Source organism: Enterococcus larvae (assembly GCF_017830045.1).
GTDB lineage: Bacteria > Bacillota > Bacilli > Lactobacillales > Enterococcaceae > Enterococcus_L > Enterococcus_L larvae.
On record NZ_JAEDXU010000007.1, the window covers coordinates 54,293 to 67,085 of the forward strand.

The 12,793-nt window shown below is 41.5% G+C and carries 12 protein-coding genes; 9 read left to right on the top strand and 3 right to left on the bottom strand.

Annotated features, from left to right (window positions below; translation table 11 throughout):
- Position 1: 1 nt before the first annotated feature.
- Together dat and trmB are read left to right on the top strand one after the other, a co-directional pair.
- Entirely contained in the window at positions 2–853 is an 852-nt protein-coding gene (gene dat / locus I6N96_RS13340; RefSeq protein ID WP_209558048.1) for a D-amino-acid transaminase, read from the top strand.
- Positions 854–1,033: 180 nt separating this feature from the next.
- Positions 1,034–1,684 carry a tRNA (guanosine(46)-N7)-methyltransferase TrmB gene (trmB, locus tag I6N96_RS13345; protein ID WP_209558049.1) on the top strand — a complete coding sequence of 217 codons (651 nt, stop codon included), beginning with the start codon at positions 1,034–1,036 and terminating at the stop codon, positions 1,682–1,684.
- Positions 1,685–1,796: 112 nt separating this feature from the next.
- On the opposite strand, the gene I6N96_RS13350 is transcribed toward trmB, so the two are convergent.
- Positions 1,797–2,300 (bottom strand): LURP-one-related/scramblase family protein, encoded by a 504-nt coding sequence (locus tag I6N96_RS13350; RefSeq protein ID WP_209558050.1) that lies wholly within the window; start codon positions 2,298–2,300, stop codon positions 1,797–1,799.
- A 91-nt stretch (positions 2,301–2,391) separates the two neighbouring features.
- Positions 2,392–2,727, bottom strand: coding sequence for a peptidase (locus tag I6N96_RS13355; protein WP_209558051.1), 336 nt, complete (start codon positions 2,725–2,727; stop codon positions 2,392–2,394).
- A gap of 218 nt (positions 2,728–2,945) precedes the next feature.
- Here I6N96_RS13355 and pepA point away from each other — a divergent pair, with 218 nt between their 5' ends.
- The 4 genes from pepA to I6N96_RS13375 all read left to right on the top strand — a co-directional run bounded on the left by pepA (position 2,946) and on the right by I6N96_RS13375 (position 5,734).
- Entirely contained in the window at positions 2,946–4,022 is a 1,077-nt protein-coding gene (gene pepA / locus I6N96_RS13360) for a glutamyl aminopeptidase (RefSeq protein ID WP_209558052.1), read from the top strand.
- 9 nt (positions 4,023–4,031) lie between these two features.
- Entirely contained in the window at positions 4,032–4,349 is a 318-nt protein-coding gene (locus tag I6N96_RS13365; protein ID WP_209558053.1) for a thioredoxin family protein, read from the top strand.
- A 175-nt stretch (positions 4,350–4,524) separates the two neighbouring features.
- Positions 4,525–5,136 (top strand): YtpR family tRNA-binding protein, encoded by a 612-nt coding sequence (gene ytpR / locus I6N96_RS13370; RefSeq protein ID WP_209558054.1) that lies wholly within the window; start codon positions 4,525–4,527, stop codon positions 5,134–5,136.
- A gap of 352 nt (positions 5,137–5,488) precedes the next feature.
- Positions 5,489–5,734 (top strand): helix-turn-helix transcriptional regulator, encoded by a 246-nt coding sequence (locus I6N96_RS13375; protein WP_209558055.1) that lies wholly within the window; start codon positions 5,489–5,491, stop codon positions 5,732–5,734.
- A gap of 117 nt (positions 5,735–5,851) precedes the next feature.
- Here I6N96_RS13375 and I6N96_RS13380 read toward each other — a convergent pair whose 3' ends face one another.
- Positions 5,852–6,733: a helix-turn-helix domain-containing protein gene (locus I6N96_RS13380; RefSeq protein WP_209558056.1), complete on the bottom strand. Its 882-nt coding sequence runs from the start codon at positions 6,731–6,733 to the stop codon at positions 5,852–5,854.
- A gap of 645 nt (positions 6,734–7,378) precedes the next feature.
- Here I6N96_RS13380 and I6N96_RS13385 point away from each other — a divergent pair.
- The 3 genes from I6N96_RS13385 (at position 7,379) to I6N96_RS13395 (ending at position 12,779) form a co-directional block, all read left to right on the top strand.
- Positions 7,379–7,786, top strand: coding sequence for a hypothetical protein (locus tag I6N96_RS13385; RefSeq protein ID WP_209558057.1), 408 nt, complete (start codon positions 7,379–7,381; stop codon positions 7,784–7,786).
- A 710-nt stretch (positions 7,787–8,496) separates the two neighbouring features.
- Positions 8,497–11,430, top strand: coding sequence for an MSCRAMM family protein (locus I6N96_RS13390; RefSeq protein ID WP_209558058.1), 2,934 nt, complete (start codon positions 8,497–8,499; stop codon positions 11,428–11,430).
- A 35-nt stretch (positions 11,431–11,465) separates the two neighbouring features.
- Positions 11,466–12,779 carry a glucosaminidase domain-containing protein gene (locus I6N96_RS13395; protein ID WP_209558059.1) on the top strand — a complete coding sequence of 438 codons (1,314 nt, stop codon included), beginning with the start codon at positions 11,466–11,468 and terminating at the stop codon, positions 12,777–12,779.
- Positions 12,780–12,793 lie beyond the last annotated feature (14 nt).

Consider the following 12,793-nt stretch of genomic DNA (forward strand, 5'->3'; position numbering starts at 1 on the left):
CATGAAAGTTTTATGGAATGATCGAATCGTTGAAAGAGAAGAAGTTCGAATTGATATGGAAGATCGCGGCTACCAATATGGCGATGGGCTGTATGAAGTGATTCGTGTTTACAACGGACAGCTTTATATGGCGGATGAACACATGACACGTCTTTGGACGGGGGCAGAGAAAATCAAGCTGCACCTGCCTTTTACAAAAGCAGAGCTGCTTGAGAGATTGAAGGAATTGACTGCTGTAGAAAAAGTTGCTGAAGGAAAGCTTTACTTGCAAGTTACTCGAGGCATCGATTCACCTCGTAATCATGCTCTCCCTGATCCGAAAAAAGTAACAGGAGTGCTGACTGCTAATATCATTCCTTATGAGCGACCAGTAGAAAAGCAGAAGAAGGGTATTGCTGTCGGAATTGTTCCAGATACACGCTGGCTGCATTGCGACATCAAATCACTTAGTCTTTTAGGAAATGTGATGGCGTTAGACCATGCAAGAAGTAGAGGGTTTGAAGACGCTGTTCAAATCCGTGACGGCAAAGTAACTGAAGCATCAGCCGCTAACTTTTGGATGGTCAAGGATAGAACCATTTATACTCATCCTGATGGTCAGCTGATTTTACCCGGCATCACAAAGCTGAAGCTTTTAGAGCTGGCTAAAAAACTGCAAATTCCTGTAAAAGAAGAGGCGTTCGATGAAGCCGAGCTGTTTACTGCGGATGAATGCTTTATTACCGGTTCACTGATCGAAGTCATCCCAGTGGTCAGGATAGAAGAGCACATAGTCGGTACAGGACAGCCGGGAGAGATCACCCAACAGCTTCATGGGGAATATATGGCGGAAGTGGAACGGCAGTGTTTATAACCTTCTGTTGATTAGAAGTTGACATTTAGTGTAAAAACAAGTATAAATTTGTAAGATGAAAAAATGGTCGGGACAAAAGCGTGAAGCTCCGAAAGAGCTGCTTTTGTCCCATCTTTTATTCAGTAGAACAAGCAAGAGGAATCTTATCAGTAAATAACATCAAGTAAGTGAGGAAAGAACATGCGTGTAAGAAAAAGACCAGGTGCAGAAGAATTGCTGGCAGCACATCCCGAGTATGTAGTAGAAGGACCCGAGCAGTGGCAGGGAAAATGGCAGGAACGTTTCGGTAATACCCATCCGATCCATATCGAGATTGGTACAGGAAAAGGACAGTTTGTTGCTGGAATGGCAAAAGCGAATCCCCATATCAATTATATCGGGATTGAAATGCAAGTCAGTGTTCTTTCGATTGCATTAGAGCGAGCACTAGAGGAAGAATTGCCGAACCTGCAGCTGCTTCATGTGAACGGCGAAGAGTTGACCCAGTATTTTGCAGAAAATGAAGTGGATCAAATTTATTTGAACTTTTCTGATCCTTGGCCGAAGAAACGTCATGAAAAACGTCGTTTGACCTCCAAGAGCTTTTTGGCAGTGGATGAAAAAATCATGAAGCCAAATGGAGAAATCCATTTTAAAACGGATAACCGCGGACTGTTTGAATACTCCCTAAGCAGTTTCTCAAAGTACGGCATGATTCTTGAACAGGTTTGGCTGGATTTACATGACAGCTCTTATGAAGGAAATATCATGACCGAATATGAAGAAAAATTCTCTGCAAAGGGACAGCCGATTTATCGTGTGGAAGCACGCTTTCAGTCAGTAGACGTATAGGAATAGTGAAAAGCTGACACCAATAATCAATGAAAAAAGAACCGCCAGCCAAAGATTCAATCTTTTTGGCTGGCGGTTCTTTCGTTAGTTCTGCAAAGAGTGAATGTCAAAGTCATGACGTACTGCCGGAGCTGGCAGCGGCGTTGTTTTCCTCTTGCTTGACAAAATCGATGGCGATCACAAGGGAAATAATCGTGTGCTCCAATGCCTCGTCGTAGATATCGACCTCAAAGGAATCGCCCCAGGTAAACCATTTTTCTGAGATTGTCGCAACTGTCTGTCCGTTACGAACGATCTCGAAATTTTTGTTCCACCAATCCCCTTGAACGTCCAACTCCTTAGCATCTATGTGATAACGAGATTTGAAGAGTGTCAGCTCTTTCTCGATCGTCAGTGTCTCTTCTCCATCGATTTCAATAAAGAATTTAGGCAGAAAGCTGAACACCTTCTTTGTGATTGTCCCGATTGTTTGCCCATGTACGTCTGAAATCGTGAAGGTTTTTGGTATGGAAAGAAAGCTGCCTTCAACGATATACCTGTCCTGCTCGTTTTCATCCTTCACTGTAAAATGACCGCCCAAGCTGAATACCTGTTGTTTAATGAATAATTTTTTCATACTGGCCTCCTGATTTCTAATACTAAAACGGAGTAACTAAAAAGAGAAAAAAATGCTCCCGCAAAAACGAGTACACTCTCTTCTCTTTATCCTATAAACGAGTCACATCGATCACTGTTCCGGTTTGTGCATCTGCAACAAATGCATATTGAACCAAAGAGCCGTCTTCTATACGGGAAATACCGCCATTATAAGTTTTTGAATGGATGGCGAACTTTCTAAGTGGTTTTTTCTCGAATTCGATCCATGATCCTTCGATCGGTCCTTCCTTCAAAAAGGCATCTTTTATATTTTCCAGTACGAGATCTGCGTCCAGCGTACGGTTTCTTTGGAACCACAGGGTGGACAGAACACCGCCGACAACGCCCAGTCCGGCACCTAAAGCCAGTCCGTTTTTAAAATAACTCAATTCATTTTCTTCACCCATCAGGAACACCCTCCGTCTATTTCAAGTATTGATAGCTGTCTGTTATCCTATTCCTATTCTAACATAGTCTAATGGAAATAAAAAAAATGTTCAATAAAATAATTTTGCGTTATAATAAATGAGAAATCTCGAAAATGAGAGAAATAAACGACATTGATAGTTTTTATCAAAAAGATTTTGTTTGTTTCGAGGTAAAAACAAGGCGGAGGTCAAAGAAAATGGATGACAAAACATTTTTACGAATCAAGGAATTGACAGAGCTTCAAGGGACTAGCGGAGCTGAGGAAGACGTTCGAGCATATATGAAAAAGCATATGACGCCTTTAGTAGATGACGTGCAATATGACGGCTTAGGCGGGATCTTTGGGATCAAACGTGCAAAGGATAGTGAAGCACCAAGAGTCATGATTGCAGCACATTTAGATGAAGTCGGCTTTATGCTGACGCACATTCAAGATAACGGACTATTTCGCATTGTCCCATTAGGCGGCTGGAATCCGTATGTAGTTTCCGCGCAGCGCTTTACATTGAAAACAGCGAAGGGCGATTATCCATGTATCTCTTCTTCTATCCCACCTCATTTATTAAGAGGGACAAGCGGTCAGAAACAACTGGAGGTAACAGATGTGTTGTTCGATGCTGGTTTTGAATCGAAAGAAGAAGCAGAAAGCTTTGGTGTCCGTCCAGGCGATACAATCGTTCCACAGACTGAAACAATCAAGACAGCCAATGGTAAAAATATCATTGCAAAATCATGGGACAACCGTTACGGCTGTACATTGGTATTGGAAGCTCTTGAGGCGCTGCAAAATGAAGCTTTGGGACATACATTGATTGCTGGTGCAAATGTTCAAGAAGAAGTTGGTTTGAGAGGCTCTAAGCCATCTGTTCATAAGTTCAAACCTGATTTATTTTTCGCTGTAGATTGCTCAGCTGCTGACGATATTCAGACAAAAGAAGGTACCTTCGGGCATTTAGGTGAAGGAACACTGCTGCGTATTTTCGATCCGGGCATGATCACGTTGCCTCGTGTACGTGAATACCTGCTTGATACAGCGGAAACGCACAACATCCCTTACCAATATTTTGTTTCTAAAGGCGGAACAGATGCAGGGGCCGCTCATACAACGAATGATGGTGTACCAAGCTCTGTGATTGGCGTTTGCGGACGCTATATCCATACCCACCAAACAATGTTCAGCATCAGAGATTTTGAAGCAGCGAGAGAAATGCTGATCCAAGTTCTGAAAGGTCTGGATCGTACGACTGTTAATACAATTATTTACGGAAAGTAGGAAGCGCAAATGATCATACCAAAATCGCTGGAGGAACTGGCTGGTTATGTGGAAAATGGAAAAACTGTTTTCTTCTTTACCGCTGACTGGTGCGGAGATTGCCGCTTCATCAAGCCGGCTCTGCCTGAAATCGAAGAAGCCTTTCCAGAGTATCAGTTTGTCGAGGTCGACCGTGACGAATTCATCGATGTTGCAGCAAAATGGAACATCTTTGGTATTCCAAGCTTTGTTGTTTTAGATAACGGGAAAGAGCTGGGACGTCTGGTCAATAAAGATCGTAAAACAAAGGCGGAAATCACAGAATTTATAAAAGGAGTATCCGTCTGAGACGGTGCTTCATCTATACATGCTTCCTGTGGCTGGACTGTCAGTTGACTGACAAAGGTCCAGTCACTTTTTGAGAGCTTTGCGCCGAGGAAAAGGAATTTTACGGCAAAAGCAATAGGCAGATACTCGCTTTTTTGTTAAGATGGAACAGAATGAAAAATGAGGAGGAGAATAAATGATTTTTTCATATAATAAAGCGCATGTCGGTGACGTGCTGATGGTCATCGTTGCAGATGATCAAGGACAGGAAAATCATGTTGAACGTAAAGGCAGTACAGCGAAGGTCACTGTAGAAGACGGTACAATCGTTGCCTGGAATATTTTTGATGTGTCTGAAATCCTAGGTGATATTGCCGGACAAGGACAGGTTGAACTGTCTCAAGAGCAGCTTGACCGCTTGAATGAAGCGATTGCTAAAGATGGTTTTTCTGAAACATTGGTACTTGATCATGAGCCTAAAATCGTGATCGGCTTTGTCAAATCATGCAAGAAGCATCCAGACTCCGATCACTTGTCCATTACACAAACAGAGGTTGATAATGGTACAGTTTTACAGATCGTTTGTGGTGCGCCAAACATCAAGGCGGGGCAGAAGGTTGTTGTTGCCAAGCCGGGAGCAATGATGCCCGACGGTATGATGATCTGGCCAGGCAAGCTGCGCGGTGTAGAGAGCTTGGGAATGATCTGCTCTGCCAAAGAGTTGAATGTACCTAATGCACCAGAGAAAAAAGGTATTTTAGAGCTGCCGTTTGATGCAATAGTTGGAGCGCCGTTTTCAGCGGAGTAATTATCAAAAATTGTTTTTTGAAACTTGAAATAGAGGAACTGAGATGTTGTTTATAGTGTGTGTATGCACATGATAACGGATATCTCGGTTTTTTTGTCTGGGTATGTCGAAGAATCTGTTGGAAGGCTGACTGTAGGAGGGACAGAGGTGTTTCAATTCTGGAAATTTGGATCGGAACATCTGTGGAAGCACAGCTTTTCGTTATATGAATATGATTGGATAAGCATGGTGTCTATTGTTGTCATCATAAACAATAGCTAATGTTTATGGGATTCATATAGCAGATTATTTTTGTGTAATGCTTTTGCCGAAGCGTTTTATATAGACATTATTTTTTAGGAAGGGAAATGACGTGAAGAAGGAAAAGAGTAAGAATCGCTTGAAAGAGTTAAGAGAACGCAGGGCATTGACTTACCATGAACTGGCCGAGGAAATAGAAAATCTGTATAGGAACAAGTATCATGAGCAGATAATCATTTCATGGCAGATGATGCAGGCGATCGAATGTGGAAAATATAGTCCGTCGTTGGAGTTGGGTCTGTTGCTTTCGGATTATTTTCATTTGGATGTGAAAGAATTGTTTTTTGAGATTCGCTGACAAAAGAAGTATTTCAGGGATAATCCATAGGTAACAAAAAACGAGCCAGAAGCCTCTTGCTTTGAAAGATAAGCAGAAAGAGAAGCTTTTGGCTCGCTGTTTATTCGTAATAAAGGTTCAGGCTAGCGGATCAATCGCTCTGTTTAGAAGGGCTGCTTCAGTCAGCTTATTTACTTGAAGCGGCGAGTTTTGGATCTCTGTTAATTCAGTGTCCATTTTTTTTTGAATAGAAAGCGTGTCAGTCATCAATGTCTCACTGAAATCAACCAAATAATCGTTGACCGAATGGGTATGTCCAATAGAAACTATATAATGCTCTACAGTGTTTTGCACAAAGTCATGACTGATATTGAATCGTTCAGCCACTTCTCTTAAAGTGGTATCTCCCTTTCGCCAAGCAATGATAAATAAATCAAGTGGTAGAAGCTCTTCATATATTCCACGTTGAACATTCAAGAATTCCGGCGTGTCTTCCTGTTTAAGCTCCACCAAAAGAAAACTGTCGAACAATAACTGTTTTTGGCGTTTTCCATGGATGGCCCCAAACTCATCGAGCAGCCTCCTTAAGTATTTTGCCAGCTCATATATCTCACAGTTATCATGACTAAGAAGCTTATCAACACAGCTTTCGATTTCAAAGGAGTCATAATTGAATTGTTTTCTTAAGTTCATGATTTTCAATTCATACACATAACGAAAAATTTTGTCGATGTCCTCCTTATTCAAATCATTCATGACTGTTTGAAGCTCCAGTGCAAGATCACGAATATCATAAATATTCTGATTCGTGAAACTATCCAGTGTTGTCCGGCCAAACAGCGTATCGATAGAAACCTGAAACAACTGAGAAAATTCCATGATCTTTTCTGCTGGTGGTTGACTGATACCACGTTCCCAGTTTGAAATATTCATCACACGAACATTTAATTTTTCAGCAACCTCTGATTGACTCATTTTTTGGTAAGTACGTAAAAATCGAATGATTTCTCCAATTTGCATGATAAACCCCTTTCATGAATAAAGTATGTAAATCGTAGTAAATACTCGTAAAATTTCAATATAAAAATAAATTATAAAAAAATGTTTTAATTATCTAAGTTTTGTATTATAATGATAATCAGATAAAAGAAAAACGTTACAAATAAAGAAAAATAAATTTTCCGAATGATTGAGTAAAAAAGCGACATTTTCAATTACTAGTAAATCAATGAAAAAGTCACTAAAATATATTCGAATCAATTTTCGAGTGCTATTTTTAGTAAGCGAATAATTTCTTTCGAGTCATGTAGTGGCACCGAAAGAGTCGGCAAATGAATAAGTGATAATACTGTACTCCCCCTTAACTCATTGTTGGCGCAGTGGATTAAGAAATATGGGGCATCAACTCATGCAAAACCACAAACTATACAGACTTTTTTGCTGCACTTTTTGCAACGTTAATATTATAACAAGTAAACAATAAAAAGAACAGGAGCAAAAAGGTATTTTTTAGATTTTTGTCTCTTTATATGTTGCTTGTTAAAGAGTACTGTGATGAGAGGTAGATACGCCCGTTTGAAGTGGCAAAGCAGTGGACGGAAAGAGGCTTCTTATCGATCAGCTCTTACTCTGCAGCTTTGTTAAGTCGAAGAAAGGGGATGGGAGATGGCTAAGAACTTTCCTATTCAGCAAAAAGACATAGAAAGACTGGAAAATGCCACCGTTCAGCTTTTCAACAAAAGTTTCTGGCAGCTTTATCATCAGCAGGCCAGACGTTTTATTTACTTAGTGGAAGATGGCGAGCGGCATAAGCAGGAAATCGGTCAGCTGACAGCAACGAAACAAATCTATTCTGAAATAAAGCTGCTGATGGATAATAAGGGGAACATCATTGGGAAACGTATGGATAGAAGCAGTCTTTTGTTAAGTACCAACGGGAATCGCTTGAAGCAGGCACCGAGACCGAAAAAGTATGAACTCAGTGAACATGAACGCAGCTTGGCATCGATTGAAGGGCAAGAATACAAGGACTGGCTGCAGGAAATGAAGCTGTATTGCCATGAGCATTTGTAAAGCTGCTGTAGTTAGCAAAATAATAATTAAATAACAATTTAATGATGAAAAATCAATGATCGATCAGAAAAAACTAAATAGTATCATAGGCTAATAAGAGGCCTCTTCAAACTAATCAGCGTGACTACTAAAGGGTTTGAAGTAACCAGCATTCGTAAGTCTGGTGTGTCACAGTGCAGAAAACTGCACAATCATGCAAAGATTTTGCAAGGATCTCCAATGAGGGAGCAAAATATCCGACTTTGCTAGAGTTTTCGTTTCCGGTTGCTTTAAAACGAGCGTTTTAACTCTTATAGTGAAAGAATTCATCCTGAGCAGGAAGTAATTTCGATGGTTGTCGGCTATTGTAGGACCTGCCTTCAAGATGTATATCTTGAAGAAGAATGTGTTTACTGAAGGATCGATCAATAATAGATAAGCAAGCAAAGAAATATTAGAAAGAGATGTTTGATGGAAGCCCCGTGATCCTAGCGGAGTAATAGGTAAAAAAATCAATAAAAATAAATAAGCAGAAGCGGCTGAAACAGTACATTTGTTTCAGCCGCTTCTGCTTGTTCAATAAAGAAAAGGGAATTGGGAAACTATTTAAATCTCCGATTACCTTTTTTGTTTTGGCTAAATGTCAGGAGGAGGATAGAGATGAAGAGGAGCAGGGAACCGCCTGTTTGATGAAGCACCGTAACTTAAATAAAAAATCAGGAGGAAATAAAATGAAGATACGAAAAAAAGCCATTTCACTGTTCTCGACTTTGTTGATGACGACGCAGTTTATGATCGCACCGGTTCAGGTATTGGCAGAGGAAGGCGCTTTGGAAGCGACGCAATCGTCAGCAGATATGATACAAACAGAAGAGTCGAGTAGTACACAAATACAAGAAAGTACTAGTACATCGGAATCAATCCAACTGCCGACAGACCTATTTGATCCATTACCGTTGATCCAGGCAGAGGTGGAGACACCGACAACCAGTGCTGCTGGTCAAAATTATTGGGGCTATACGAATGATGGAAGTATCATCAGTTATTCTAATGGACCAAGCCTTTCAAGAGAAATCGGGAATAGTGTGGGACAGATACAAAGAGAATATGCAGGAGGTCATTGGGTTTATGATCCAGTGAAATATATAGATGGACTGCCGGCTTGGTGTATCAATCCGACAAAGGGCTTTCCAATGGGAGCTTCTTATACAAGGCATGTGTACACAGGTGATAAGGCGAATGGTGTTTACAATATTCTATACTACGCGATGCAAAATGGTTGGACGGATGGCTACGAGTATGTCGACGTCTATGTAGCATTGAACAGTTATTTAGGAAACACGCATCCTCAAATTGATTTTAGCGCTAGCTGGTTCACTACTGAGCCGACAGTTGCTTTTTTACTGGATAAAGCAAATGTACAGGATGCACCGCAGCAATCTTTTGATATTCAGAATAAGCATCAGGTGGCAGACTTTAATACAGCAACAAAAGAACAGGAAACTGGCTGGTATACACCAATTGCTTCAGGTGGAGATATTTACTATACTTTTACGATCCCAGCTGGTATTACTGGGGAAACGAGTACAGGTCAATCATTGAGTGCTGGGACACATACGTTGAAGCATGATGTCAGCTTTAAACTGAAAGCACCTGCTAATTATACTGGTGTAATTGAGGCAGATGTGACAACAACACTTAAGCGCTATGCAGCAGCAATCTACACCCCTGATCATGATTCAAGTCTACAGGATCTAATTGCTCTTCCTGGCGGCGACGAAATTGAAGAATCGTTTTCAACAAGAATCAGCGCAGAATTCTTCGCTAGAACCGGAGACTTCCAAATCTATAAGAAGTCTGATGTGACAGGACTGCCGATCCCCGGAGTGGAATTCAAGGTTGAACTGTCAACAGGAGAAACAGTCAACTTTACAACAGACAGCAGCGGTATCGCAAAATATGAAGGCGAGCTGATCCACGGAGTAACAGGAAAGGTAACGGAGGTCAAAGCTCCTAGCGGATATGCTGCTGCAACAGGAACCTTTGATTTTACGATTGAAGCAGGACAAACGGTGGAAATCGTCATTACCAATGAAATCCAAGAGTTTAGATTAAAAGGAAAGAAAATAAAGGAATATTTGGACGAGTGGGAAACAATGAAACAAGGGCAGCCTGTCTACGTAGAACAAGCTGTTGAGGGAATTGTTTTTGAGCAGAAGGTAGCGAGTGAGACAATCACTTTACCAGATATGACAACAATCGTTGGGAAATTTGGCGACAGTATTGATAAGATGACAACAGACCAAGACGGGAATTTTGCTTCCAATGTTACTTTCTATGGCGGTACACAAAATGAGTACCAGCTATTTGAACATAACGTTCCTGAAAATTATCGTTCACCGGATGAGGTGCAGACATCCTTCGCTATCCCATATGGCAGCAACACAGAAAAATTGATCACCTATGATATAGGAACGATCGAGAACAAGCTGAAAAAAGGAGAATGGGCGTTTAATAAACGGGATAAATTCACTTTTGTGAACCTTGCGGGAGCAGAATTTTATATCGAGGGTGTTTCTAAACACAATCAGAATGTTCATTTCCAATTTACAACTGAAACGGTCGCAACAGTTTTCACTCTTCCAGAGGGAACCTACAAAGTCACTGAAGTAAAATTCCCTGACGGCTACATTCAAACAGAAGGTGAAACAGAAACACGTTTCATTACGATTCAAGATGGACAAACGACAACAACGGACTGGAGCAATACGCTGATACCAGTAAAAATGAGCACACAAGCTTATGTGAATAATGGCGGAAAAGCCTTCGATCCAACCGTAGATAATGTATTTTATGATGAAATCTCGATTAGTGAGAATTTTGCAGAGGGCAAAACGTTGGTAACGACATTGATCGGAGAAGAAACTGGTACTGTCTATGACGAATTTGAAGGTGAGCTGATCATTGACGGCACAGGCAAAGTATTGGTGGAAACAGTGATCCCGGCAAATACGATCCAAAATGAAAATGTTTATTTCTATGAAGCGGCGTACAATGACGAAGAAAAAACAGATCTGTATTGTGAGCATGATGGAAAAGGAGATTATGGTCAGACCTTATTCTATAAAACAGAAGAACCGAAGATGGGGACACAGGCCTATGTGAATGATAATAGTAAAGAGTTCGACCCGACAGTAGATAATGTGTTTTATGACGAAATCTCGATCAGTGAGAATTTTGCAGAAGGCAAAACGCTGGTAACGAAGCTGGTTGGTGAAAAAACAGGCACAGTCTATGATGAATTCGAAGGTGAACTGATTATCGATGGTACAGGCAAGGTGCTAGTAAAAACAGTGATCCCGGCGAATACGATTCAAAATGAAAATGTCTATTTCGACGAAGCTGCGTATAACGATGAAGAAAAAACAGATATTTACTGCAAGCATGATGGCAAAGGAGACTACGGTCAAACGGTCTTTTATAAAGAAAAAGAGAAGACAACGGCAAACGTATCTCTTCCGTCAAGTGGCTCTTCGTCAGCAGCATCGTACTCATTGCCGAATACCAGTGAAAAAGCAGAGCTGTCCTTTAGCTTTGCAGCAATCCTTGTCTTATTTGCCGCAGGCGTGATTGTGATTTGGAAAAGAAAAAATGATGAAGCTTAATCGTGTATGTATCAAGCAGATGAAGGAGTACGGCGATGAATAGAAAACTAATTTCTCTTTGCTCGATCGGTCTGATTGCGTTCAGCTGTTTGCCGGTGCAGGCATTTTCAGAGAGCTTGTCTGAAGTTGTCGAAGCTCCAATAGTAGAGGACAGTAGTCAGGAGTCAACAGATACTACGTCTGAAGAAGAAACAACTGCAACAGAGACAGAAGAAACGACTACGACAGAAGAGACAGTGAGCTCTTCTGAAACTAGTGAGTCAACAATAGATACAACAGAAACAAGTGCAACCAGTGAAGCTCAGCCGGACGCCTCCCCAGCTTCAACGCCGGCACCGGAAGTCAGCACAGCTCATAGTATCGCTGAGTCGGTACCGACGATTCCAGTATTGGCTAAGCAGGATTTGTTTTCTGATGTAACAGATATAAAAATAGAAAAGAATGCAGATACAGAGGAATTTATTGCAGCAATCGGGAAACAGGCCAGAAAAGTTGCAAAAGAGCATGACTTATTTGCATCGATCATGCTGGCTCAGGCGATTCTTGAAAGCGGAAGCGGCGGCAGTCAGCTTAGCCAAGCGCCCCATTATAATCTATTTGGTATCAAAGGCGAGTATGAAGGAGAAAAGGTTGTTTTTTTGACATATGAAGATAGTGAAGAGGGGTATTACCAAGTAGCAGCGGCATTTCGCTCATATCCAAGCTATAAAGAATCCTTTGAGGATTACGCAAAGCTGCTGAAGCAGGGGATAGAAGGCAATCGATCGATCTACGAAAAGGCCTGGAAGAGCAAGGCTGAAACCTATCAAAAGGCAGCGGCAGCGCTGACAGGAACCTATGCAACCGATCGAGCCTATGATCGCAAGCTGATTCAGCTGATCGAAGCCTATGACTTGGATCAGTATGACAGGGAAGAAATGGAAGGTGTTGAAGTAGCGGGCATGTCAACGACCGCCTCAACCCTTACTTTTCCTGCCTATGATCAAGTGAACTATGATAGTGGGAATCGTTATGCTGCGGGGAATTGTACTCAATATGTGTATAATCGCATCACGCAACTAGGCGGTTTCATTGATCTGGATATGGGCAATGGCAATCAGTGGGATGCGAGCGGTAGGGCAAGAGGGTATGCTGTCAGCACTACGCCAAAAGCTGGAACAGCAGCCTGCTTCCAAAGCAGTGTTCTTGCGGCCCACCCAGTCTATGGACATGTGGCTTTTGTAGAACATGTGGAGGAAGATGGTTCGATCTTGATTTCAGAAATGAATGTACTTGGGATCGGCATCGTGTCCTTTCGAACGATTCCTGCTGAAGGTGCGTCAACACTGACATACATCACACCGAAGTAATACAAAGAAGAGTT